Here is a 23641-nt window from a genome sequence, read left to right on the forward strand (position 1 = left end):
CCGCTGGACGCGCCGCGGCCGCCGCCGGAGCCCGCGCCGCCGCCGCTGCCGCTCTCCGAGGACCCCGTGGCGCCGCCGCTCCCGCTGCCGCCGCCGGAGCCGCTGCCGCCGCCGGAGCCGGTCGCGCCGGAACCGCCGCCGGAGGAGCCGCTCCCGCCGCTCGACCCCGACCCCGACCCTCCGGAGCCGCTGCCAGCACCCGTCGACCCGGACCCGGTCCCGGAGCCGGAGCCCGACCCGGTCGTCCCGCTCCCGGTCGCGCCGCCCGCCCCCGTGCCCGACCCCGACTCCGCGTCGCCCGCGTCACCGTCGCCGCTGCCCGGCGTCGTCGTGGTCGTGGTGGTGGCGCGCAGCGCGGCCGGGACCAGCGCCGGCCCCGCCCCACCGCGCACGGCGACCGTCGCGACGCCGCCGCCCGCGACCGACGTCAGCGCCGGCCCCGCCCCAGCGCGCGCGACGACCGTCGCGACGCCGGCGCTCCCGCCGTCCCCGACCGACGCCAGCGCCGTCGTGCCCCCGGTCGCGCCGGTGGCCGACGCGGTCGTCCCGCTGCCCTCGGCGCTGGCCAGCTGGTCCTTGGCGGTGGCCAGGGCGGCCTTCGCCTGGGCCAGCGCCACCCGCTGGCTGGCGTCGTCGATCCGGGCCAGCAGCTCGCCGGCGGAGACGTGCTCGCCCTCGCGGACGTAGATCTCGCGGACCCGGCCGCTGGTCTGGAAGTCCAGGTCGACCTGGTGGGCCGGCTGCAGGTTGCCGGTGCCGGAGACGGTCGACTGGACGACCCCACGGCGGACGGTCACGACCCGCTCGCGGGCCCCGTCGGCGGAGTCGGCCGGCCCGACCACGATCACCGCGACGACCACCAGCGCCGTCGCCAGCAGGGCGAGGGCGATCGTCGACGGCGAGCGGCGCAGGTCGTGCAGGCGGGTCATGGCTCCGGGGGTCGAAGGACATCGACCGCGACCCCCGTCCCCCCGGACGGTGCGCGGCCGACGGCCAGCACGGTGCCAGCCCCGTCACAGAGGACCGTAAGAGCGGGACGGGTGGGCGCCGCGCCCACCCGCCCCGACCGTCACTTGCGCTTCTTCTTGGTCGTCTTCTTCTTGCAGGGCAGCCCGATCTTCGGACGGCTCGTGCGCTTGGCCCCGTTGTGCGCCTCGATCCGCACGCTGCCCCGTAGCGTCCCCGAGCGGCAGAGGTTGCGGGTGTTGGCGATGATCCCGCGGCGACCGGAGTTGATCGTCAGCGTGAACTTCGTCATCGGCGCGTCCGGCAGCGACGGGAAGGTCGTCACCAGCCGGTTGCGGCTGAGGGCCGACATCGCCCGGACGTAGATCGTCGCCTCGCCGCGCAGCGGGGCGAACAGGTGCGGCAGCGTCTTCACGCGGGCGCCGGTCTTCGGATCGGTGCGCATGCCCTTGACGAAGTAGACCGGGCCCCGCAGCCGCTTGGCCAGGATCGGCGTCTCGGCGCTGGCGGAGCCGACGATCGAGTCCTTCGGGCAGGCGTCGCGCTGGGCGTCGTCGTACTCGCAGAGCTTCTTCGCGTTGCTCGCGGCGAGCGAGACCGCCGTCGGCAGCGCGACGCTGGTCGAGCGGATCGCCGCCTGGTTGTCGGGCTGGGTGACGATCGCCGTGACGCCGGTGTGCTGCAGCCGCTTGGCCTGCTTGCGACCGCTGAACCGGAGGGCGATCTTGGGCGTGAACCGCAGCGCCTTGCAGTCGCCGAAGGCCAGGTCGGCGGCCCGCTGGACGCTGGCGCCGTCGATCCCGCCGAGCGTCGCCCGCACCGGCGCGGTGCTGCACGACGTCGGGTTGCGCACGAACCGCGGCCGGTCGACGGCGAGCTGCAGCTGCCGCAGCCGCAGCGGGATGCCCTCGACGATCTGGGGCAGCGGATCGCTCTCGACGATCACGTGGGCGTCGTTCGGATCGATCCCGATCGACTGGCGGACGACGACGGTGCCGAGGTCGTAGGGGCCGGCGATCGCGCGGATCATCGTGACCATGCCGAAGGCCTGGCCGCGGTAGCCGTCGGTCAGGTAGACGGGGCCGGAGAGCGGGTACGGCGCGGGGCCGGGCCCGGCCTGGACCGAGGCGGTGCCGATCCGGCTGGTCTCGGGACAGGCCTGCTGCGCGATCTGGGCCGCGCCGCAGCGGGGAACGCCCTTGATCTTGGCCAGCAGCCCGGGCGGCAGGTCGACCCGCACGCGGCTGAGGAACGGCTGGCCATCGCCGCGCGTGAAGCCGACGGTGAGCGGGGCGTAGGCGCCGGCCTTGGCCGAGCCGGTGGCGGCGCCGAGGGTCGGGGCGAAGGGCTCGTCGCAGCCGCCGACGGTGAAGCCCGCGGTGGCGTCGACGGTAGCGCCGGACCAGCCGCCGTAGCGGACGCTGCCGGTGGCGGCGCCGCAGTTCTGCGGGCTGGCCACGATCGCCCGCGGACCGCCGTCGAAGCTCAGGTCGAAGGCGGTGAAGGGCAGCTGCGGGTTGTGGTCGAAGACCGTCGTCAGCTGGCCGGTGGCCGGGTCGGGCTGGACGCTGCCGACCAGCCGCAGGCTGATCCCGCGGCCGTTCGCGACCAGCAGCAGCCTGTAGCGGTCGCCCGGCTTCGGATCGCCGGCGTAGAGCGTGCCGACGAGCGGGTCGGGCAGCAGCGGCGTGGTGATCTGCGCCGTGCCGACCTTCGAGGCGGCGGGGCAGGCGATCGGGTTGTGGGTGCCGCGACCGAACTGCGCGTCGGAGCAGGTCTCCAGCCCGTTGGCGCCCGAGGGGCTGAGGGTGGTGCCGGGCGGCAGGGTCACGGCGACCCGGTCGACGTGCGCCGAGCCGCGGACCGCGGTCGAGGTCGACTGCGGGACGCGGAGGCCGACGGTCAGCGGCAGCGGCTCGTCGTTGCCGACGTTGCCGGGACCGAAGACGGCGGTCGGCGCGAACGGCACGCCGGCGCAGTCGAGGGCACCGTAGGGGGTGTCGAAGCTGGCGTTCCGCTCCTCGCCGGCGTAGGAGATGGTCTTCAGCCGGGTGGTCAGCGGGCCGGCGCAGCGGGTCGGGTTGGTGAGGAAGGGGGTGATCTTGTTGGGGACGACCTTCCCGCCGTTCTTGCAGGGCCCGCCGTCGAGGGCGATCGCCGCCTTCACCAGAAGGTTGTCGGAGTACGTGCACGACTCGCCGCGCTCGCCGTCGTGGGCTGTCAGGCCCGGCGTGCCCCAGAACGAGAGCTTCGACCGCACCACCGCTGGATCGGTCGGCAGGTTGCTGATGGTGAAGAAGAGCCCACCGTCGGTCGTGTCGCGCATCCCGCCGACGATCTGCACCGGCGACGTATCGCCCGTCGCCTGGCTCGCAGCCGGTGCCGACTTCGGGTTGAACGCGAACCGCGCGACCTGATCGTTGCCGATCGTCATGTTGTAGAGCGGGAGCTTCAACTGCAGCGTCTGTGGGCCGAGGATGGTCGACGCGCGAACCGTCAGCTCCTGCGTCCCGATCTGCGACGCGACCGGGCAGCTCTGCGCGCCCAACTGCGCATCGGTGCAGCGCGCGAACGCCTCGGGGTTGGGCACGAGGCCCGGCGGGATGTCGACCCGGATGTCCTTCGTGTTGCCGACCGGCGCCCCGCTGCCGTCGGCATCGAAGGTGAAGTCGACGATGCCGGCGTAGGGATGCTCGCCGGCCAGATCGGCATAGGTCGTGCCGTCCGGGCGGACGACGGTGCCGGTGAACTCCTTGATGCCGTAGGCCCCCGCGGCAGAAGCCTGGACCAGGCTCGCGGTGAGGACGACGACGGCGGCCAGCAGCCACCGCGAAAAGGACCAGCGCCCGGCGCGGGATGAGACGTTCGACACGCAGCTCTCCTCTGCTGCCGTTCCGCGACCGGCCCCTCCCTGAGGCCGTGGGGGATCCACGAAGCGGCGGCGACACCGTACGCCTCCGAGACGGCCCCGTCCACGGAACTCGTCAAACGTACGGGAATGGGGACGGCTGCCGGCTGCCGCTCAGGCGCGATCCGGGTGCGGGTTCCCGGGACCGGGACCGCGACCGGCCCGCCACAGACGCCACGCCCGTCGGCCGGTGCGCAGCCCCGGAACGACGACGTACAGCACCATCCCGGCACTGAGGGCGACGAAGGCCGCCGTCCGGCACCCGCCGTGGTCGCTGACCACGTAGGCCTCGACGACGAAGCCGTAGGAGGCCAGCGCGAGGAGCCCGCTCCAGAACGTCTTCTCGGCGTCGCCCCACCACCGTTCGAGGTCGGCGTCCTCCGGATCGCCCTCCTGCCCCTTCGCGACGGTCGGCTCCTCGACCGCCAGCCGGCCCGCCGCCGCCTCGGTCGCCAGCAGGACCAGGCGCAGCAGGATCACCGCCCCGAGCACGGCCGCAGCGGCGACGCGCAGCGCGCTGACCCCACGGTCCGAGAGGTCGTAGAGCAGCCCGGCCAGGATCAGCGGCATCCACCACTGGTCCCGCAGCTCGCGCCCGACCGCGCGCACCGCCGCGGTCATCCGACCGCGCCGTCCCGTCCCTCGCCCGGCGCCCCCGCGTCCGGCCCCTCGGCGTCCACCCGTCGCCCGATCCGGCGCAGCTCGCCGCGCCGCTCCCAGACCATCATCGCCATCACCACCAGCAGCGCCCACACCGACCACCGGTACGGCTGGGCACGGTCCATCCAGACCAGCACCTGTCCAACCGCCCCCAAGCCGAGCACCGCCAGCGGCAGCAGCAGACCGAACGACGGGAACGAGCGTCCCCTCAGCACCACGAGCTGCCACCGCCCCCGCAGGCCACCCCGCACATCGCGCCCCCTACCCCGCCGCCCGCCACTGCAACGCCCCCAGCACGATCAGCCGCATCTGCTGCTCGGCCGTGGTGCGGATCTCGTCCTCGACCTCGGGGCGGTCGAGCGGGGCGTCGAGGATCGCCTCGACCGCCGAGACCATCATCGAGACGATCAGGCTGGCGATCATCTGGAGGTCGGCGGTCGGCAGGTCGCGCAGCACCGGGTAGCGCGCCAGGTCGGTGGCCAGCTCGCTGGAGAACAGCCGGATCTCGTGGCGGATCGCGGTGCGCAGCGCCGCGCTGCCCCCCGAGCGCTCGCGGGCGATGAAGCGGAAGTGCGCCCGGTGCTCGTGGACGTGGCGGACGAGGATCGCGACCGAGGCCCGGATCTCGTCGCCGGGCGCCGCGACCTCGGACCGTCCGGCCCGCAGCATCTCGCGCAGGGACCGGAACGACTCGTCGACGAGGACCAGGCCCAGGTCCTCCATCGACTCGAAGTGGCGGTAGAACGCGGTCGGCGTGATCCCCGCCTCGCGCGCGACCTCGCGCAGGCTGAGGGCCCCGAAGCTGTGGTCCTCCAGCCGCTCGAGGGTCGCGTCGAGCAGCGCCTGGCGCGTCCGCTGCTTGCGCTCCTGGCGCGTCAGGCTCTCGTCCGCCTCGTGGGGAACCAGCTCTCCCCGGGACGAGCGCGAGCGCCCGTGGCCGCTGCTCGACCGTCCCCCGCGGGATCTCGGTGTGCGCGATGTCACCGACATCAGAGTACGGATCGCTTGACCCGGAGCGAAAGGACGCCTACCTTCGTGCACAGTTGTTCACCGAACACTTGTGCACCGAAACGCATCCGCCGATGACGCCCTCCGCCACCGCCCCGCCCTCCGCCGCCCGCCGCGATCGCCGCCGCGGCCTCACCCAGCGGCTGCTCGACACGCCGCTGGCCGACGCCCTCGCCGGCCCCCACACGGTCGATCACTACCTGGAGCTGCTGCGCCCGGACTGGGCGGTCAAGCGGATCCGGGGCGAGATCGTCGACGTCCGCCACCAGAACGCGGACAGCGTCACCCTGACGCTGCGCCCGACCGTCACCTGGCCCGGCTTCCACGCCGGCCAGCACGTCGAGCTGTCGGTCGACATCGACGGGGTCCGCCACCGGCGCTGCTACTCGCCCTCCGGTTCGGCGGACACTCGTGCACGGACGGTCGAGCTGACGATCCGCACCCACCCCGAGGGGATCGTCTCCCAGCACCTCAAGCGCCACGCCCGCGTCGGCGAGTTCGTCGGGCTCTCGCTGCCCCAGGGCGACGACTTCGTCCTCCCTGTCCCCCGCCCCGGCCGGATCGTCCTGATCAGCGGCGGCAGCGGGATCACGCCCGTGCTCTCGATGCTGCGGACGCTGACCGACGAGGGCTACGCCGGCCAGGTGAGCTTCCTCCACTACGTCCGCACCGCCGACGACCTGCTGTACGCCGACGAGCTGGCGGGGATCGAGGCCCGGCACCCGAACGTCACCGTCCTCCGCGCCCACACCCGCGACGACCGCGGCGACCTGCGCGGCCACCTCGACCGCGAGCACCTGCGGGCCGCGCTGCCCGAGGACCGCGACGCCGCGGCCTTCGTCTGCGGCCCCGGCGCGCTGGTCGAGGCGGTCCGCACGATCTGGGCCGAGGACGAGCTGACCACCCCCCTTCGCTACGAGCACTTCGCCCCGCCGGAGCTGCCCGACCTGGATCCCGACCAGCTCGGCGAGGTCACCTTCGCCGCCAGTGGGACCACCGTCGAGGCGACCGGCCGGACCCTTCTGCAGCAGGCCGAGGACGCCGGGCTCACCCCCGTCCACGGCTGCCGGATGGGCATCTGCCGCACCTGCGTCTGCCGGCTGGAGCACGGCCGGGTCCGCAGCACGCTGACCGGCGAGGTCCACGGCGCGCCCGGCGACGAGGTCGCGATCTGCGTCTCGGCCCCGGTCGGCGACGTGACGCTCGACCTGTAGCCGCCACCCCCTTCCCCGCACGCACGACCCCGGAGCATCGCCATGAGCACGCCCACCGCCACCTTCGTCCCCGCCCTCGACCCGGAGACGCCGCTCTCGCCGAGCGCCCCCGACCGCGAGGCCACCGCCGACCGCGCCGAGCCGGCCGCCGAGCGCCGCCGGATCGACCCCTCGCGGCGGGTCGCCAACCCGCCGCTGGCCGCCGTCCCCCACCTCTCGCAGGAGGACCTGGACGCCTTCGGCCGCGAGATGGAGGCGATCCGGGCCAAGCACGTCGCCGACCTCGGCCAGCAGGACGCCGACTACATCCGCGGGATCATCAAGGCCCAGCGGCGGCTGGAGATCGGCGGCCGCGTCGCGCTCGAGCTGGGCTTCATCCCGCCGCTGTGGCTGGCCGGCGTCGCCGCCCTCTCCGCGTCGAAGATCCTCGACAACATGGAGATCGGCCACAACGTCATGCACGGCCAGTACGACTGGATGCAGGACGAGGAGCTGAACGGCCGCACCTTCGAGTGGGACACCGCCTGCCCGGCGGACCAGTGGCGCCACAGCCACAACTACATGCACCACACCCACACGAACATCGTGGGCAAGGACCGCGACGTCGGCTACGGCATCCTGCGGATGAGCGACGACCAGCCGTGGGAGCCGTACTTCCTGGGCAACCCGGTCTACGCGTCGCTGCTGGCGCTGCTGTTCGAGTACGGCGTGGCGCTGCACGACCTGGAGACCGAGGACCTGCGCTACGGCCGCTGGGACATGAAGGCCCGGCTGCCGATGCTGCAGGCGATCTGGCGCAAGGTCCGCAAGCAGGCGGCGAAGGACTACCTGCTGTTCCCGGCGCTCGCGGGGCCGTTCTTCCCGCTGGTGCTGGCCGGCAACGCCAGCGCCAACGTCGTCCGCAACCTGTGGACGTTCTCGATCATCTTCTGCGGCCACTTCCCCGACGGCGTCGAGGAGTTCACGGTCGAGGAGACGGAGAACGAGACCCGCGGCGGCTGGTACGTCCGCCAGCTGCTCGGCTCGTCGAACCTGACCGGCGGCCGCTTCTTCCACATCATGTCGGGGAACCTGAGCTTCCAGATCGAGCACCACCTGTTCCCGGACATCCCCGCCTGGCGCTACGCGGCGATGTCGGAGGAGGTCCGCGAGGCCTGCGAGCGCTACGGCCTGCAGTACAACGGCGGACCGCTGCCGTACCAGCTGTTCACCGTCGCCCGCAAGATCGTGCGGCTGGCCTGGCCGACCGGCGAGGAGGCCGACGCCTACGTCGCCGGCGAGCACGGCAACCCGCTGGCGAAGGCCGCCGTGCGGGCCGTGCGCGGCGCCCGGCGGGTCGTCGCGAAGGTGGCGTAGGGCCGCGGCGGGGGGGACCACCGGGGCGCGTTCGGCACCGAGGAGGTGCGAAACGCGCCCCGGTCCGGGGGGGGCTCGGGTGGGCGCGGCGGGGCGCGCGAAGTTGGCACGGGTTCGGGGGTGAGTTGGCGCTGGGCGTTGGCCACCCGTGCTGCGCGAACCGCGACGATCGGGCGGTGCGCGAGGACCAGCTGGTGGCCACCGTCCGCCGCCAGCGCGGCGCGATCTCGATCCGGCAGCTGATCGCCGGCGGCGTCAGCCGGCGGGCGGTGCAAGGCCGGGTCGCCGCGCGGCGGCTCTTCCCCGTCCTCCGCGGCGTCTACGCCTGCGGGCCGCACCTCGATCCGTGGGGCTGGCGCTACGCCGCCGTCCTCCACGCCGGGGGCGACGCGCTCGACGGGCGGGTCGTCCTCAGCCACTGGTCGGCGGCCGTCGCGCTCGGGCTCTGCGGCCGCGCACCGGCGACGCCCCACGTCTCCGCCGTCGGCCGCGGCGGTCGCCGGACGTCGGCGGTCGCGGTCCACCGGATCCGCGAGCTGCCGCGGGCCGACCTCGACTGGCGCGAGGGACTGCCGCTGACCTCGGCCGCGCGCGCGATCCTCGACGTCGCGGCGCTGCCCTCGACCAACCTCGACGACCTCCAGCGGCTGCTGCGCGAGGGCCAGTACCAGCGGCTGCTGCCGGCGGACGGCCTCGCCGCGGTCCTCGATCGCCACCCGCACCACGCGGGCCGGCGGCGCCTGCGGCAGCTCGATCCCGAGCTGTGGGGTGCGCGCAGCGGCCGCGAGAGCCCGCTCGAGGACGAGCTGGCCGCGCTGCTGGCCGGCCTGCCGCTGCCGCCACCCGAGCGGCAGCTGCCCGTGACCGGCGCCAGCGGCCGGCGCTACCGGGCCGACGTGGCCTGGCCCGCCGCGCGGCTGCTGGTGGAGGCCGACGGCCGCGGCGGCCACGGTGGATCGGCGGCCTTCGAGGGCGATCGCGACCGCGACGGCGACCTGCTCGCCGCCGGCTGGACGACCCTCCGCGTCACCCGGGTCCAGCTGCGCCGCTCGCCCGCGACGGTCGCCCACCGGATCGTCGCCACCCACGACCGGGGCGCACTTGGCACCGAGGAGGTGCGAAACGCGCCCTGGTCCGCCCGCGCGTGACCGCTACCCTGGCCTCATGCCCACGCCGCTGGAGACGCGCAAGGACACCGTGCAGGAGGCGATCGAGTCGGGGGCGACCCACGTCGGGCGGATCGCGACGATCATCAGCGGCGCCGTCCGTGACGTGGCCCGCGAGCTCGGCGACTGGGCCAGCGACGTGTTCGAGATGCGCGAGGCGTCGCGGCTGGCCCAGGCCGACCGGCGGCCGGCGGTCGGCGACCCGGCCGACCGGCCCGCGGCCGACCTCGACCGCGACCCTCCGGTCGGCAGCTAGGGCGAACCCGGCCGGGACGCGATCGGGACCCCGGCGGCACCGCCGAAGGCCCGATCCGGTCGGTCGGCGACCTCAGGCCCCGCGCTCGTCGGCGGCCGGCGGCTCGCCCGGGTGCAGCGGCACCAGCCCCCGGCGGAGCACCGCCACGGCCAGCTGGGTACGCGTGCGGACCTGGAGCTTGGCCAGCGCGTTCGAGACGTGGCTCTGGACCGTGTGCGGGGAGATCATCAGCTGCTCGGCGATCTCCTCGTTCTCGAGGCCCTCGACGACCAGCTCGACGACCTCGAGCTCGCGCGGGGTCAGGTTGCGCGGTCGCACCGGGCGCTGACCGAGCGCCGCGAGCGGCCCGCTGGCCCCCCGATCGACCAGCCGCAACGGCGGCGGCTCACTGCCGTGCCCCTGTCCCACGTCGCTGACGGGCACGCGATAGCGACGCCACGCTTCGGCGTGCCGTCCTCCTGTTGTCCACGGCATGCGGCCGTTCCACCCCTGTCGTCTTCGTTGTTGCGCCGGATTCGAGGGGCGACCCGCACCCTCCCGGCGTTCCTGCTTCGCGAAGTGCCTGCTGAGGGTCGAGCGTGCGTGTCATGCGCCCGCTCGACCCCCGACAGATTCGTCGTGTCGCCATCCCCCCGGAAGGCGACACTGGTTCGGGTTGACCCCCCGAAATGCTAAGTCAACGGCTCTCGGGGCCGCCGCGCAATCCCCCGTACCACCGATATTCGCGTTCGTGATGACCCCCGGCGTGCGCGACCCCACCGCCGGCGACGGGACCGTACACCCGCCGTCGGCGACCGTCCACCGGCCCCGCCCCCGCGGTAGCCTCGGCCGCATGTTCCCCCGCGAGGTGCAGGCCGCCGGCGGCGTGCTGGTCCGCGACGGCCTGATCGCCGTCGTCCACCGCCCCTACCGCGACGACTGGTCGCTGCCGAAGGGCAAGCTCGACCCCGGCGAGGACTTCCTGGAGGCGGCCCTGCGCGAGGTCGTCGAGGAGACCGGCCTCCGCTGCACCCCCGGCGAGCCGCTGCCCGAGATCCGCTACCAGGACCACAAGGGCCGGCCGAAGGTCGTCCGCTACTGGCTGATGACCGTCGACGGCGGCGACTTCGTCCCCAACGACGAGGTCGACGAGCTGCGCTGGCTGAGCTTCGACGACGCCGCTGCGCTGCTGACCTACGCCGCCGACCGCGAGCTGGTCGAGCAGGCCCGCCAGCGGCTCTCGCCGGCCTGACCTCCCCCGCACCCCCTAGGGGACGGGGACCAGTCTCGGGGTAGATCCTCGGGTGGCTCCGCGATGGCAGCGGCGGTCGCTGCCGCCAGGGTGGTGGCATGAGCTCCTCCGCCCTCCTCCGCGGCCGGCTGGCCGCCGCCGGCGCGCTCGCGCTGACCGCGGCGCTGGCCGCCCCCGCCGCCCCCGCCCTCGCCACCTCGGTCGTCTACCGCGACGGCAACGACATCCACATGGCCAGCCCCGACGGGGCGCAGCGGAAGCGGATCACCAGCGACGGCACGGCCCAGGCGTACTACACGCTGCCCTCGGCGGACGACGCCGGCAACGTGGTCTCGATCCGTGGCAGCGGCACCAGCCGGATCATCAACTGGATCCCGGTCGGCGGCGGGACGCCGGTCCTGAACGTGATGCCGTGGCGGATCAGCGCCGGCGTCAACGCCGGCCCGACCTGGTCGCGGGTCCGCGGCGACGGCAAGATGCTCGCCTACGGCTACCTGTACAACACCGGCATCGGCGGCTCGATCAGCCCGCGGATGGCGGTCGTCGACCCGAAGGCGCCCGGCAGCCCGACCCAGCCGGCGATCGACCAGCCGTACATCTTCGACGGCAGCTGGATGAACGACCGGCTCGTGATCAGCGACAGCGAGCGGATCTTCGTCGAGGCCGCGCCGCTCGACTTCAAGCCCTGGCTGCAGGCCGAGAGCGGCGACCTGATCGGCGCCGAGGTCGCCCGCGACGGCTCGCGGGCGCTGGTCCAGTTCTCCAACGACGGCCACCTGGAGGTGGTCAGCGCGACCGGGACGCCGCCGAACGCCCAGGTCAGCGGCAGCTGCACGATCGCCACCAGCGGCAACGACGCCTTCAGCGGCAAGCCGCGGATCGGGCTCTCGGCCGACGGCCGCCGCGTCGCCTGGTCGGACGGCGGCGGGGTCCACGTCGCGACCGTCGCCAGCGTCCCCGACGGCGCCGCCTGCCCGCTGACCGACCGGGTCACGCTGAGCGCGACCGGCGGGATGCCGTCCTTCTCCGAATACACCCTCGGGACCCCGGGCGGCGGCGGCAAGCCGGACGGGGGCGGCAAGCCGGACGGCGGCGGCAAGCCCGACGGGGGCGGCAAGCCCGACGGGGGCGGCCAGCCCGACGGCGGCGGCACGACCGCCAAGCCGACGCTGCCGACGCCGAAGCTGGGCCTGGCCGCCCTCCGGCGCGGGCAGTCGGTGACCGTCCGCGTGGCCGCCGCCGGCCGCCTCAGCGGCAAGCTGCTGCGCGGCAAGCGGACCGTGGCCAGCGGCAGCGCCAGCGCCAAGCGCGCCGGCAACGCCAAGCTGAAGCTGAAGCTGACCAGCACCGGCCGCCGCACCAAGGGCCTGGCCGGTCAGCGGCTGTCGCTGCGCGTGACCTTCACGCCGACGGGCGGCAAGCCGGTCACCGTCACCCGCAACGTGAAGCTGAAGCGCTAGCGGACCAGCCGCGCCTGGACGCCGCCGGAGCGGGGCTCCGGCGCGTCCGGTCGCCGCTGCCCGTAGAGCCAGGCGACGGCGGCGAAGGCGACCAGCGCGGCGACCACCAGCACGATCGCCAGCGGCAGGCCGAGGACCGGGTCGTCGGCCAGCGAGGGGACGATCAGCGTGACCAGCGGCAGCGCGCCGATCAGCAGCACCAGCGCCGCGACCAGCGCCCCGCGGACCAGCTCGACCGCGCGGTCGAGCAGCACGGCGAGCCGCGCCGCCGGCACGGCGCCCGTCCGTCCTGCGATCTGCTCTCCGGCGACGGCCACGGTGGTCCTCGCCGCCGATCATATGTCGAGCGGGCTTGCGACGCGAGCCTTTCTGTGCCCTGTCCGTCGCCCGGCCCCGGAACGCAGAACGCCCCCGTGGGATCCACGGGGGCGTCGAACGGGTCGGCCACGCGCCGCCGGCGAACGGCGGCGGCGCGTGCCCGGGCTCAGTTGCCGAACGTGTAGCTCGTCGTCGGAGCGCCGAGGAAGCCGATCTTCAGCGTCGAGACGGTCACGCTCTGCGCGTCCGCGTCGGGTCCGGTCGAGCCGCCGCCCAGCGAGGCGAACAGCACCCGCGGGGTGTCGTCGACGTCGGTGCCGTCGGGCACGAACGCCTCGAGCAGATCGCCGAGCGTCTTGTTCGGAGTGCGGTCGCCGTTCGAGCTGCCGTCGGGGTTGCGGGTGGTGAACCAGCGCGCCTCGGTGGCCGGCTTGCGGAGCTTGGTCGCGTCGGCGTCGGCCGGGACGTAGACCCAGGTCGTGTAGTTCGGGGTCGCCGAGTTGTCGCCGTTCGGGTCGACCTCGAGCCGCAGGCCGGCGTTGCCGGTGTACTCCAGCGCGCCGAAGTTCAGCACCCGCGTGCCCTGCGGGACGGGGATGTTCACGCCGTAGCGGTGGCCCTTCGGCTCGCCCAGCTTGAGGCCGGCGGCCGTGAACTCGATCGTCGAGTTGGCGTCGCTGTCACGCCAGCGCGAGAAGCCCTGGACGGTCCAGTTGGCGGCCGTCACGCGGCCGGCGTCGAAGCCCGGGCCAGCCGGACCGGCCGGACCGGCGGGACCCGCCGGGCCCTGCGGCCCCTGGGCGCCGTTCTTGCCGTCATTGCCCTTGGCGCCGCCGCTGCCGCCCTCGCGGATCAGCTTCTGGGTGCCCTTGCTCAGGCGGTTGAGCGTGAGCGTGTTCTTCTTGATGTCGCGAGCGGTGATCGAGCCGTCCTTGATGTCCTTGCCGGTCAGCAGCTTGGCCGCCGTCGCGACGGAGCCGCCGAGCAGCGCGGCCACGAGAGCCGCCACGATCACTACGCGCATGTTCCTGAAGCTCATGCGCCACCTCCCCTTCCGAGGTCTCCGGTTGAACCCACCGCGGCCCCAGGAGCGGGGCCGCGTGCGGCGAACCCTACATGTGCCACACAGGCGCATGTCAACCGATTGGACATCTGACCGGGTTCGAGACACGGAGCTTCAGGACGAACGGCCGGTCTCCGACTGTACGCCGTCCACAACCGCTGGACGGCGTCAACCCGAGCGCTCGGGCACGTGCAGCGCCCGCATCGCCGCCGCCACCTGGCGCCGCGGCAGCGGCTGGTCCCGCAGCGAGACGACGATCATCGTGGCGAAGGCCAGCGGCACCGAGACCACCGCCGGCTGCGAGAGCAGCGACTCCTCGTTGGCCCCGCCGCCGATCAGCGCGGCCACGATCCCGGCGCTCGCCACCGCGCCGCCGGCGACCATCCCGGCCAGCGCCCCGCGCGGGGTCAGCCGCGTCCACCAGATCCCGAGCAGCAGCAGCGGGCAGAAGGTCGACGCCGCCAGCGCGAACGACCAGCTGACGAGGATCGTGATGTCGAGCCCGCGCGCCGCCACCGCCAGCAGCGCCGGGATCGCGATCGCCACCACCGCCGCCGTCCGGAAGCGGCGGCGGCGGATCGCCACCCGGTCGCCGTCGGGCGGCTCGGGCCGCAGCCGCGGCGCCAGGTCGTAGGCGACCGTGCCCGCCGTCGAGACCAGCAGGCCCGAGGCGGTCGAGACGAAGGCCGCGAACGCGCCCGCCGCCACCAGCGCCGTCGCGCTGCGGCCGAGCCAGCCGTCGAGCACCGCCTCGGGCAGCCGCAGCACCACCAGGTCGGTGTCGCCGGTGACGTACAGCTCCGGCACCATCACCCGTCCCAGCAGCCCGTAGACCACCGGGAACAGGTAGAAGAGCCCGATCAGGCCCAGCACCCGGATCGTCGTGTGACGGGCGGCCGAGCCGGTGGCGTTGGTGTAGAAGCGGACGAGGATGTGGGGCAGGCCCATCGTCCCGAGGAAGGTCGCCACCAGCAGCGAGTAGATGAACAGCGGGCTGCCGCGACCGCCGCCACCGGCCGGGCGCGCCCACTGGTGGCCGGTCTGGGCGCGGATCCCCTCGGCGACCGGGACCGCCGCACCGGCCGGCAGCCGCAACTCGCCGGCGGGCAGCCGCACCCGCTCGCCCGCCCGCGCCCGGGCGGGCCGCGAGACCCGGTCCGCCGCCACCACCCGGTAGTCGGTCGCCCGCGGGAAGGTCACCGTCCGCGCCTCGGGCAGCCGCACCGTCAGCCCCGCCGCCGGCGCCCGCGGCAGCTCGCGGCCGAGCAGCGCCGCCCGCTCCGGCAGCCCGCCGAGGTGGACCAGCAGCAGGCAGGCGGGGAGGCTGATCGCGACGATCTTGACCCAGTACTGGAAGGCCTGGACGTAGGTCACCGCCCGCATCCCGCCGAAGGCGACGCTGCCGCAGACGACCGCCGCGGCGAGCGCGATCCCGAGCGCATAGGGGGCGTCGGCGACCTCGCCCAGCACCAGCCCGGCGCCGCGCAGCTGCGGCACGACGTAGAGCGCCCCGATCGCCAACAGCACCACGGCGGAGACCAGCCGCAGGCCGGCGCTGCCGAGCCGGCCCTCGACGAAGTCGGGGATCGTGTACGACCCGAACCGCCGCAGCGGGGCGGCGACGAACAGCAGCAGCGCCAGGTAGCCGGCGGTGAACCCGACCGGCAGCCAGAGCGCGGCCAGCCCGGAGCGCATCGTCAGCCCGGCGATCCCCAGGAACGACGCCGCCGACAGGTACTCGCCGGAGATCGCCGCCGCGTTCCACCAGGGCGTGATCGCGCGGCTGGCGACGAACAGGTCGGAGGTGGTCCGCGCCCACCGCACGCCCCAGGCCCCGATCCCGAGCGCACCCGCGGTCACGGCCACGATCGCGCCGATCGCCAGCATCAGGCCGGCGGCTCGTCGTCCGGGTCGTCCTCCTCGACCAGCGCCAGGAAGGCCTCGTCGAGGGCGTCGGCGCGGCGCACGTAGACCCAGGCCAGGGCGACGAAGACCGGGTACGGGGCCAGCAGCAGGAGCACCTGCCACGGGATCCCCAGCAGCCGCTGGTCGTCGAGGCTCGGCAGCGCCAGGGCCAGCAGCGGCAGCGCGCCGATCAGGCCCCCGAAGGCGACGGCGGCGACGCCCGAGAGGCTCAGGTGAGCGCGTCGCAGGCGGTCCAGGTAGAGCTGGGCGTGGGCGGTCGCCTCGTCCAGCTCGCGCCGCTCCAGCTCGCGGCCGCCGCGGCTGCTCACGCCCGCAGCCTCCGCCGCAGCTCGCCGACCTGGCGGCGGGCGACCGGCACCTCGCTGCCGTCCGGGAACCGCAGCGCCGCCGTCCCGCCCAGCTGCGGGTGCAGCTCGACCGCCCGCGCCAGGTTGACCACGTAGCCGCGGTGGACGCGGACGAAGCCGTGGGCCCGCCACCGCTGCTCCAGGTCGCCGAGCCGCGCCCGCAGCAGGAAGCGGCCGTCGTCGGCGTGGATCCGGACGTAGTCGCCGTTCGCCTCCAGGTAGAGGATCGAGCTGCGCGGGACCAGCCGGGTGCCGCCGCCGCGGAGGTTGTCGACCGGCACCAGCTCGCCGCCCTCGGGCGCCGCGCCGCGCCCAGGCTGCTCGCAGGCAGGCTCCGCGGCGGCGGGCGTCCCGACGCGCTCCTGGACCACCCGCTCCAGCGCCTGCCGCAGCCGCGCGGCGGCGACCGGCTTCAGCAGGTAGTCGGTCGCCTCCAGCTCGAAGGCGGCGACCGCGGCGCTCTCGTGGGCGGTGACGAAGACGACCGCCGGCGGCCGCGCGAAGCGGCGCAGGACCCGCGCCAGCTGGACGCCGTCGAGGCCCGGCATCCGAACGTCGAGCAGCAGCGCGTCGACGTGCTCGCCACCGTCGGCCAGCACCGCCAGCGCCTCCTCGCCACCGCCCGCGGTCAGCACGTCGCCGACCAGCTCCGACGCCCGCAGCAGCCGCGCCAGGTCCTCCAGCGCCGGCCGCTCGTCGTCGACCGCCAGCACCCGCAGCGGCGCGCTCACGGGCTGGCCTCCGGCGCGCCCTCGGCCACCATCTGCGCCCGCACGCCGGCGCGGTACTTCGGCACCAGCATCGTCACCGTCGTGCCCTCGTCCGGCGAGCCGGTCACCCGCAGGCCGTAGTCGGGACCGAACGACGCCCGCAGCCGCGCGTCGACGTTGCGGAGCCCGATCCCGCCGCGGCCGCCGCCGGAGAGCGCCGAGCGGGCGACGTCCGGATCGACCCCGGGACCGTCGTCGCTGACCCGCAGCTCGACGTCGTGGTCGGCGTCGCGGCCGACGATCGTCACCCGCCCGGGCGCGCCGGGATCGGGCGCGACCCGCCGCTCGACGCCGTGGCGGACCGCGTTCTCCACCAGCGGCTGGAGCGAGAGCACCGGGACCGCCGCCTGCAGCACCTCGGGCGCGACCTCGACCCGCACCTCGAGCCGCTCGCGGAACCGCGCCTGCTCCAGCCGCAGGTACTTCTCGACGTAGTGCAGCTCGTCGGCCAGCGTCACGTAGGAGCGCTGCTCGCGGAACGCGTAGCGGGTGAAGGCGGCGAACTCGGTCAGCAGCTCGCGGGCCTCGTCGGGGGCGGTGTGGATCAGCGACGCGATCGCCGCCATCGCGTTGAAGACGAAGTGGGGCGAGATCTGGGCCCGCAGCGCCCGCAGCTCGGCGGTCGCCGCCCGCTCCTCGCGCTCGGCCAGCACCGACAGCTCGAGCTGGGCGGAGACCAGCGCCGCCGTCTCCGCCACCACCCGCGCGTCCTCGGCCCGCACGCGGCCGGGCGGGAACAGCGCCAGCAGCGTCCCGACCCGCTCCTCGCCGACCCGCAGCGCCGCGACCACCGCCGCCGTCGGGCCGCCGCCGAGGTCGGCCTGCGGCTCGACGTGGATCCGCTCCTCCGGCGCCTCGCGGACGACCGCCGGCAGCGGGTCGCCGGGATCGAGCGCGGTGTCGCCGTCGCGGGCCAGCACCTGGCGGCGGTCGAGCAGCAGCACCGCCGGCGCCTGGGCCAGCGCCCGCACGTGGCGGACCGCGCGCTGGGCCGTCCGCGGGGTCAGGCCGCGGCGCAGGTCGGGCAGCATCGCCGCCGTCTGGTGGAGCGCGTCGCGCATCGCCTCGTCGGCCGGCGCCAGCAGCCGCCGCTCGCGCCGCAGCAGCCGCGCGAGGGCCAGCGCGGACACGGTCAGCGCGACTCCCAGCAGCATTCCCAGCACGACCGTCACAGGCGCTCCTCCGGGGCCGATCCTACGCCCGGCCACGGGCGGCGACCGCTCGTCGCGCCCTGGCCACCGTTCGTCGCGCCGCAGCGGCCGGCCGTCGAGGGTCGCGGACGGCGAACGGCGGCCGGGGGAAGGTGGAGCGCGAGGAGACGAGGGCCACCGGGACGACCGCGTCCGGGTGGCTGCAGCGCGGCCCCGCGGCCGCTCGATCACGGAGGCAGCGATGTCCACCCCCGTTCCACCCGACGAACCGACCTGGGAGCAGGTCGAGGCGTCGCCCGAGTTCCAGGAGCTGGTCGTCCGCAAGCGCCGCTGGGTGCTGCCGGCGACCGTCTTTTTCCTCAGCTGGTACCTGCTGTTCATCCTGCTGGCCGGCTACGCGTCGGACTTCATGGGCAGCGAGTTCCTGGTCGACGGCCTGACCGTCGGCTACGTCTTCGCGCTCAGCCAGTTCGCGATGACCTTCGGGCTGGCGCTGGCCTACGTCCGCCGCTCGCGGGAGGTCTTCGACCCGCTCCGCGAGCAGGCGCTGGCGCGGGCCGCGGGTGCCGAGACCCCGTCCTCCGCGGCGGTCGCCGCCGACGCCCGCCGCGCCCCGGCCGCGACCACGATCCCGGCGGGAGGCCCGCGATGAGCCTGCCGCTCGCCGAGACCAACGGGCTCGCGCTCTCGATCTTCGCCGTCGTCGTCGCGGTCACGCTGGCGATCACCTGGTGGGCCAGCAAGCGGACCACCTCGACCGCTCAGTTCTGGGCCGCCGGCCGCGGCATCAGCGGGGTCCAGAACGGCTTCGCGATCGCCGGCGACTACATGTCGGCCGCCTCGTTCCTGGGGATCGCCGGCCTGATCTTTTTCTTCGGCTTCGACGGCTTCCTCTACTCCGTCGGCTTCCTGGTCGCGTTCCTGACCGTGCTCTTCCTGCTGGCGGAGAAGATGCGCAACGCCGGCAAGTTCACGATCGCCGACGTGCTGGCCTTCCGGCTCAAGCAGACGCCGGCGCGGTCGGCCGCGGCGATCGGGACCCTGACCGTGGCCGCCTTCTACCTGATCGCGCAGATGGTCGGCGCCGGCGTGCTGATCTCGGCCCTGGTCGGGATCGACTTCCAGCTCGCGGTGCTGCTGACCGGGCTGTTCATGCTCTGCTACGTGATCTTCGGCGGCATGCTCGCCACCACCTGGGTGCAGATCGTGAAGGCGGTGCTGCTGATGGTGGCGACGACCGTCCTGACCGTGCTGGTGCTGATCAAGATCGGCGGCAACCCGCTCCACCTCTTCACCGACGCGCGCGACGCCAGCCCGGCCGGCAAGGACTACCTGGCCCCGGGCCTGAAGTTCACCAACCCGATCGACACCGTCTCGCTCGGGCTCGGCCTGGTGCTCGGCACCGCCGGCCTGCCGCACATCCTGATGCGGTTCTTCACCGTTCCGACGGCGAAGGCGGCACGGACGTCGGTGGTCTGGGCGATCGGCCTGATCGGCGCCTTCTACCTGATGACCACCGCGCTCGGCTTCGGCGCCCGCGCGCTGCTCGGCGGGACCCCCGTCGAGGGCACGATCGACAAGGCCGGCAACCTCGCCGCGCCGCGGCTGGCCGAGTTCATCGGCGGCGGCGCCGGCACCTTCGGCGGCGACCTGTTCCTGGCGATCATCGCCGCGGTCGCCTTCGCCACGATCCTGGCCGTCGTCGCCGGGCTGGTGATCTCCGCCTCGGGCGCGGTCGCGCACGACGTCTGGAACGGGATCGTCAAGAAGGGCCGCGCCTCGGAGGGCGAGGAGCTGTGGGCGGGCCGGATCGCCGCCGTCGCGATCGGCGTGATCGCGATCGCGATCGCGGTGATCGGCGGCGAGGGGCTGAACGTCTCGTTCATGGTCGGCCTGGCGTTCGCGGTCGCGGCCTCGGCCAACTTCCCGGCGCTGCTGCTGGCCCTGACCTGGAAGCGGTTCAACACCGCCGGCGCCCTGACCGGCGTCGCCTTCGGGGTCACCTCGGCGATCGCGCTGATCATCGTCAGCCCCGGCGTCTGGCCCGGGCCCGGCGGCTCGCCGATCGGCTGGGAGCTGGGCAACCCGGGGATCGTCTCGATCCCGCTCGGGTTCTTCGGCTGCTGGCTCGGGACGGTGCTGTCGAGCGACCGCAGCTCCGAGGCCCGCTTCACCGAGCTGCACGTCCGCTCGGAGACCGGCCTCGGCGCCGAGCAGGCCGCGGCCCACTGAGCGGCCCCCCCCTTCCCGCTCGCGTGGCGGATCGGCCCCGGACGTCGGGGCCCATCCGCCACGCGGGGGGACTCCCGCGCCAACGTTGCCGCAACCGTGCGGATCGCGGCGGCGCGGGTGTAGGTTCGAGGACGAGGAGCAACGGTGAGGAGCACCACCCGATGACGACCCAGAACGCGCGCGACCTGACCGAGGACTCGGTCGAGACCCGGCTGGCCGAGCTGCTCGGCCAGGAGCGCTTCCCGCCCCCGGCCGGATTCTCCGCCGAGGCCGAGATCACCGACCCGCAGCTGCGGGCGCGCGCCGCCGCCGACCCGGTCGGCTACTGGGCCGAGCAGGCCGGCAAGCTGCGCTGGTCGACCCCCTGGGAGACCGTCCTCAGCGACGGCGACGCACCCTTCTACCGCTGGTTCGAGGGCGGCCGGATCAACGTCTCCGACAACTGCCTCGACCGCCACGTCGAGGCCGGGCGGGGCGACAAGGTCGCCTACCACTGGCACGGCGAGGAGGGCGAGACCCGCGACGTCACCTACGCCGAGCTGCTCGACCAGACCGCCAAGTTCGCCGGCGCGCTGAAGGCGCTCGGCGTCGGCCCCGGCGACGTCGTCGGCATCTACCTGCCGATGATCCCCGAGGTCGTCGTGGCGATGCTCGCCTGCACCCGGATCGGCGCCGTCCACAACGTCGTCTTCGGCGGCTTCTCGGCCGGCTCGGTGGCCGAGCGGATGGAGGTCTCCGGGGCCAAGGTCCTGGTGACCGCCGACGGCGCCCGCCGCAAGGGCAAGACCGCCCCGGTCAAGCCCGAGGTCGACCGCACGATGGGCGAGCTGGCCGCGCTCGAGACGATCGTCGTCGTCCGCAACGCTGGCGTCGAGGTGCCGATGACCGAGGGCCGCGACGTCTGGTTCGACGAGGTCGTCGCCGCCGCCGAGCCCGCCGCGCCGGAGCCGATGGACGCCGAGGCGCCGCTCTTCATCCTCTACTCCTCCGGCTCGACCGCGAAGCCGAAGGGGATCCAACACACGACCGGCGGCTACCTGACCGGCGTCGCGACCACCCACCGCCAGGTCTTCGACCTGCAGGAGGACGACGTCTACTTCTGCTCGGCCGACGTCGGCTGGATCACCGGCCACAGCTACATCGTCTACGGGCCGCTGGCCAACGGGGCGACGTCGGTGATGTACGAGGGCGCCCCCGACTACCCGCACAAGGGCATCTGGTGGGAGCTGATCGCCCAGCGCAAGGTGACGAAGTTCTACACCGCGCCGACGGCGATCCGGGCCTGCATGAAGTGGGGCGTCGAGCACGTCGCGCCGCACGACCTGTCGTCGCTGAAGCTGCTCGGGTCGGTCGGCGAGCCGATCAACCCGAAGGCCTGGCTCTGGTACTGGCACGTGGTCGGCGGCGAGCGCTGCCCGGTGGTCGACACCTGGTGGCAGACCGAGACCGGCGCGATCGTGATCACCACCCTGCCGGCGATCGACGACGCCAAGCCGGGCTCGGCCGGGACCCCGCTGCCCGGCTACGAGGTCCAGGTGCTCGACGCCGAGAGCGGCGCGCCGGTCAGCGAGGGCGAGGGGCTGCTGGCGATCCCGCGGCCGTGGCCCTCGATGCTGCGGACGCTCTACCAGGACCCGGACCGCTACCGCTCGACCTACTGGGACCGGTTCGGCTCGACCACCTACTTCGTCGGCGACTCGGCGCGGATCGACGGCGACGGCTACATCTGGGTGATCGGCCGCGTCGACGACGTGATCAACGTCTCCGGCCACCGGCTCTCGACGGCCGAGGTCGAGTCGGCGATCGTCGCCCACCCCCACGTCGCCGAGTCGGCGGTGGTGGCGAAGGCCGACGACCTGACCGGCCAGGCGATCGTCGCCTACGTGACGCTCCAGGGCGGGGTCGCGGCCTCGGACGAGCTGACCGCCGAGATCAACGGCCAGGTGGCCGACCGGATCGGCAAGCTGGCGCGGCCGAAGCGGATCGTCTTCACCCAGGACCTGCCGAAGACCCGCTCCGGCAAGATCATGCGGCGGCTGCTGCGCGACATCGCCGAGGGCCGCGACCTGGGTGACACGACCACGCTCGCCGACCCGACCGTGGTCGACGCGCTGAAGGAGCGCTGGGACGCGGGCGCCTGAACCGTTACAGCGGCGGCCGGCGACCGCGCCACGGTGGACGGATGTCCACTGAACGGCGTGAGTCCCGGGCCTGCGGTCGATACTGAGGACACCGTGCACCTGGCGTCCCCCCTCCGCCCGACCCCGCGCGTGCTCTCGTGCGCGCTGCTGGTCGCCGGCTGCGCGCTGGTGCCGGCGGCTACGGTCGAGCTGGGGATCGACATCGGGCCACCGGCCGCGCTGCTGCTGCTGGCGGCCTTCTGCCAGGGCCTGACCGCGGTCCTGCTGGCGCAGCGCTACGTCCGCAGCGGCGACCGCCGGCTGCTGGCGCTGACCGCCACCTTCGTCGTCTCGGCCGTCCTGGTCGGGGCCTACGTGCTGGCCGCGGCCGGCGGCCTCGGCGACGAGCCGGCGCGGTCGGCCTGGCTGTGGATCGCCTGGCACGCGGCGCTGCCGCTCGGGATCGCGGCCAGCGTCGCCCCGCGCCCAGCCGCCGACGGGGCCCGTCCGGCGCCCGCGGACCGCGACGCCCAGGCCCTGCGGGCGGTCGCGGCGGCGCTGCCGGCGGCGCTGGCGCTGGCCGGCCTGGCGCTGGGCCTGGCCGCGGTCGTGCCGGGGCTGGCGGGGGCCGATCGCGACGCCGGGCTGGCGGTGACCGGCGGGGCCTGGGTGGTGCTGCTGGCGATCGCAGCGCTGCCGGTGGTCGACCGGCGGGCGTTCGGGCCGCTCGAGCGGTGGCTGCTGCTGGTGGTGACGGCGTCGCTGCTGGACGCGGTGCTGGGGGTCGTCGGCGGGTCGCTGACGACCGTCGGCGGGGCCGCCTCGGTGCTGGTCGTGGTGGTCGCGAGCGCGACCCTGCCGGCGGCGCTGCTGGCCGAGATCGGCCACCTCCACCGCGACCTCGCGGACGCCCGCGCGCAGCTCCGCCACGACGCCGAGCACGACGACCTGACGGGGGTGCTGACGCGGCGCTCGGCGCTGGCGCGGGCGCGGCGGATGGCCCGCGAGGAGCAGCTGGTGGCGTCGGTGGCGGTGCTCGACCTGGACCACTTCAAGGCGATCAACGACGGTCACGGCCACGCGACCGGCGACCGCGCGCTGGCGGCGACCGGGCGGACGATCCGCCACGCGCTGCGCGACTCCGACGTGATCGGCCGGCTCGGCGGCGAGGAGTTCCTGATCGTGCTGCCGGGCTGCGACCGTCAACGGGCGGCGGCGATCATCGGCCGGCTGCTGACCGCGCTGCGCGAGACGCGGGTGCCCGAGGCGCCGGGGCTGCGGATGACGGCCAGCGTCGGGATCGCCGAGCTGGGCGACGACGAGGAGCGGCTGACGGCGGCGCTGGCGCGGGCCGACGCCGCGCTCTACCGGGCGAAGGCGGCCGGCCGCGACCGGATCCGGGTGGCCGATCCCGAGGCGCCGACCCGCCATCCGCGGTCGCTGAGCGCGGCCGCGATCGAGCGGCCGCTGCGCTGAGGGGGGGGGCGGG

21 protein-coding genes and 1 pseudogene are annotated in these 23641 nt (G+C 74.6%); 10 read left to right on the plus strand and 12 right to left on the minus strand.

Features of this window, described 5'->3' with window-relative positions; genetic code table 11:
* From SH587_RS19120 to fabR, 5 genes and pseudogenes are all read right to left on the minus strand, one after another.
* Positions 1-929: pseudogene (locus SH587_RS19120) on the minus strand (biotin/lipoyl-binding protein); the annotation flags it as partial.
* A 140-nt stretch (positions 930-1069) separates the two neighbouring features.
* Entirely contained in the window at positions 1070-3838 is a 2769-nt protein-coding gene (locus SH587_RS19125) for a hypothetical protein (RefSeq protein WP_320672253.1), read from the minus strand.
* 150 nt (positions 3839-3988) lie between these two features.
* Positions 3989-4495 carry a hypothetical protein gene (locus SH587_RS19130; RefSeq protein WP_320672254.1) on the minus strand — a complete coding sequence of 169 codons (507 nt, stop codon included), beginning with the start codon at positions 4493-4495 and terminating at the stop codon, positions 3989-3991.
* A complete protein-coding gene (locus SH587_RS19135) occupies positions 4492-4752 on the minus strand; it encodes a hypothetical protein (protein WP_320672255.1) in 261 nt (86 codons plus the stop codon). The genes SH587_RS19130 and SH587_RS19135 overlap by 4 nt, the downstream gene beginning before the upstream one ends.
* Before the next feature lie 43 nt (positions 4753-4795).
* Positions 4796-5524, minus strand: a complete 729-nt coding sequence (fabR, locus tag SH587_RS19140; protein ID WP_320672256.1) for an HTH-type transcriptional repressor FabR — start codon at positions 5522-5524, stop codon at positions 4796-4798.
* Between the two features lie 92 nt (positions 5525-5616).
* On the opposite strand from fabR, the gene SH587_RS19145 reads away from it, so the two are divergent.
* The 4 genes from SH587_RS19145 to SH587_RS19160 all read left to right on the plus strand — a co-directional run bounded on the left by SH587_RS19145 (position 5617) and on the right by SH587_RS19160 (position 9534).
* Positions 5617-6756, plus strand: a complete 1140-nt coding sequence (locus tag SH587_RS19145; RefSeq protein WP_320672257.1) for a ferredoxin reductase — start codon at positions 5617-5619, stop codon at positions 6754-6756.
* 42 nt (positions 6757-6798) lie between these two features.
* Complete coding sequence (locus SH587_RS19150; RefSeq protein ID WP_320672258.1) at positions 6799-8112, plus strand: fatty acid desaturase family protein; 1314 nt, start codon at positions 6799-6801, stop codon at positions 8110-8112.
* 176 nt (positions 8113-8288) lie between these two features.
* Positions 8289-9260: a hypothetical protein gene (locus SH587_RS19155; RefSeq protein WP_320672259.1), complete on the plus strand. Its 972-nt coding sequence runs from the start codon at positions 8289-8291 to the stop codon at positions 9258-9260.
* 16 nt (positions 9261-9276) lie between these two features.
* Entirely contained in the window at positions 9277-9534 is a 258-nt protein-coding gene (locus SH587_RS19160; RefSeq protein WP_320672260.1) for a hypothetical protein, read from the plus strand.
* 72 nt (positions 9535-9606) lie between these two features.
* On the opposite strand, the gene SH587_RS19165 is transcribed toward SH587_RS19160, so the two are convergent.
* Positions 9607-9957, minus strand: coding sequence for a LuxR C-terminal-related transcriptional regulator (locus SH587_RS19165; RefSeq protein WP_320672261.1), 351 nt, complete (start codon positions 9955-9957; stop codon positions 9607-9609).
* 409 nt (positions 9958-10366) lie between these two features.
* Between SH587_RS19165 and SH587_RS19170 the strand changes: the two genes are divergently transcribed.
* Entirely contained in the window at positions 10367-10765 is a 399-nt protein-coding gene (locus SH587_RS19170; RefSeq protein ID WP_320672262.1) for an NUDIX hydrolase, read from the plus strand.
* Positions 10766-10863: 98 nt separating this feature from the next.
* Complete coding sequence (locus SH587_RS19175; protein WP_320672263.1) at positions 10864-12225, plus strand: hypothetical protein; 1362 nt, start codon at positions 10864-10866, stop codon at positions 12223-12225.
* Here SH587_RS19175 and SH587_RS19180 read toward each other — a convergent pair.
* The 6 genes from SH587_RS19180 to SH587_RS19205 form a co-directional block, all read right to left on the minus strand.
* Positions 12222-12542: a hypothetical protein gene (locus tag SH587_RS19180; RefSeq protein ID WP_320672264.1), complete on the minus strand. Its 321-nt coding sequence runs from the start codon at positions 12540-12542 to the stop codon at positions 12222-12224. The genes SH587_RS19175 and SH587_RS19180 overlap by 4 nt on opposite strands.
* 167 nt (positions 12543-12709) lie before the next feature.
* Positions 12710-13582 (minus strand): hypothetical protein, encoded by an 873-nt coding sequence (locus SH587_RS19185; RefSeq protein ID WP_320672265.1) that lies wholly within the window; start codon positions 13580-13582, stop codon positions 12710-12712.
* Between the two features lie 192 nt (positions 13583-13774).
* Complete coding sequence (locus SH587_RS19190) at positions 13775-15493, minus strand: sodium/solute symporter (RefSeq protein WP_320672266.1); 1719 nt, start codon at positions 15491-15493, stop codon at positions 13775-13777.
* Complete coding sequence (locus tag SH587_RS19195; RefSeq protein WP_320672267.1) at positions 15493-15840, minus strand: hypothetical protein; 348 nt, start codon at positions 15838-15840, stop codon at positions 15493-15495. The genes SH587_RS19190 and SH587_RS19195 overlap by 1 nt, the downstream gene beginning before the upstream one ends.
* Positions 15837-16610, minus strand: coding sequence for a LytR/AlgR family response regulator transcription factor (locus SH587_RS19200; RefSeq protein WP_320672268.1), 774 nt, complete (start codon positions 16608-16610; stop codon positions 15837-15839). Before SH587_RS19200 ends, SH587_RS19195 begins: the two co-directional genes overlap by 4 nt.
* The gene (locus tag SH587_RS19205; RefSeq protein WP_320672269.1) at positions 16607-17821 is read right to left on the minus strand and encodes a sensor histidine kinase; all 1215 of its coding nucleotides are present in this window, start codon (positions 17819-17821) and stop codon (positions 16607-16609) included. The genes SH587_RS19200 and SH587_RS19205 overlap by 4 nt, the downstream gene beginning before the upstream one ends.
* A gap of 220 nt (positions 17822-18041) precedes the next feature.
* On the opposite strand from SH587_RS19205, the gene SH587_RS19210 reads away from it, so the two are divergent.
* From SH587_RS19210 to SH587_RS19225, 4 genes are all read left to right on the plus strand, one after another.
* Positions 18042-18452: a DUF485 domain-containing protein gene (locus SH587_RS19210; protein ID WP_320672270.1), complete on the plus strand. Its 411-nt coding sequence runs from the start codon at positions 18042-18044 to the stop codon at positions 18450-18452.
* Positions 18449-20032 (plus strand): solute symporter family protein, encoded by a 1584-nt coding sequence (locus tag SH587_RS19215; protein WP_320672271.1) that lies wholly within the window; start codon positions 18449-18451, stop codon positions 20030-20032. The genes SH587_RS19210 and SH587_RS19215 overlap by 4 nt, the downstream gene beginning before the upstream one ends.
* A 161-nt stretch (positions 20033-20193) precedes the next feature.
* Positions 20194-22173 (plus strand): acetate--CoA ligase, encoded by a 1980-nt coding sequence (gene acs, locus SH587_RS19220; protein WP_320672272.1) that lies wholly within the window; start codon positions 20194-20196, stop codon positions 22171-22173.
* Between the two features lie 93 nt (positions 22174-22266).
* The gene (locus SH587_RS19225; protein WP_320672273.1) at positions 22267-23628 is read left to right on the plus strand and encodes a GGDEF domain-containing protein; all 1362 of its coding nucleotides are present in this window, start codon (positions 22267-22269) and stop codon (positions 23626-23628) included.
* Positions 23629-23641 lie beyond the last annotated feature (13 nt).

This window comes from Patulibacter defluvii, assembly GCF_034096925.1.
Taxonomy (GTDB): Bacteria; Actinomycetota; Thermoleophilia; order Solirubrobacterales; family Solirubrobacteraceae; genus Patulibacter; species Patulibacter defluvii.

Coding starts and splice junctions, on each gene's coding strand:
- SH587_RS19170 (WP_320672262.1), top strand. CDS start 10,367: ATGTTCCCCCGCGAGGTGCAGGCCGCCGGCGGCGTGCTGGTCCGCGAC.
- acs (WP_320672272.1), top strand. CDS start 20,194: ATGACGACCCAGAACGCGCGCGACCTGACCGAGGACTCGGTCGAGACC.
- fabR (WP_320672256.1), bottom strand. CDS start 5,524: ATGTCGGTGACATCGCGCACACCGAGATCCCGCGGGGGACGGTCGAGC.
- SH587_RS19190 (WP_320672266.1), bottom strand. CDS start 15,493: ATGCTGGCGATCGGCGCGATCGTGGCCGTGACCGCGGGTGCGCTCGGG.
- SH587_RS19215 (WP_320672271.1), top strand. CDS start 18,449: ATGAGCCTGCCGCTCGCCGAGACCAACGGGCTCGCGCTCTCGATCTTC.
- SH587_RS19145 (WP_320672257.1), top strand. CDS start 5,617: ATGACGCCCTCCGCCACCGCCCCGCCCTCCGCCGCCCGCCGCGATCGC.
- SH587_RS19210 (WP_320672270.1), top strand. CDS start 18,042: ATGTCCACCCCCGTTCCACCCGACGAACCGACCTGGGAGCAGGTCGAG.
- SH587_RS19160 (WP_320672260.1), top strand. CDS start 9,277: ATGCCCACGCCGCTGGAGACGCGCAAGGACACCGTGCAGGAGGCGATC.
- SH587_RS19150 (WP_320672258.1), top strand. CDS start 6,799: ATGAGCACGCCCACCGCCACCTTCGTCCCCGCCCTCGACCCGGAGACG.
- SH587_RS19175 (WP_320672263.1), top strand. CDS start 10,864: ATGAGCTCCTCCGCCCTCCTCCGCGGCCGGCTGGCCGCCGCCGGCGCG.
- SH587_RS19130 (WP_320672254.1), bottom strand. CDS start 4,495: ATGACCGCGGCGGTGCGCGCGGTCGGGCGCGAGCTGCGGGACCAGTGG.
- SH587_RS19185 (WP_320672265.1), bottom strand. CDS start 13,582: ATGAGCTTCAGGAACATGCGCGTAGTGATCGTGGCGGCTCTCGTGGCC.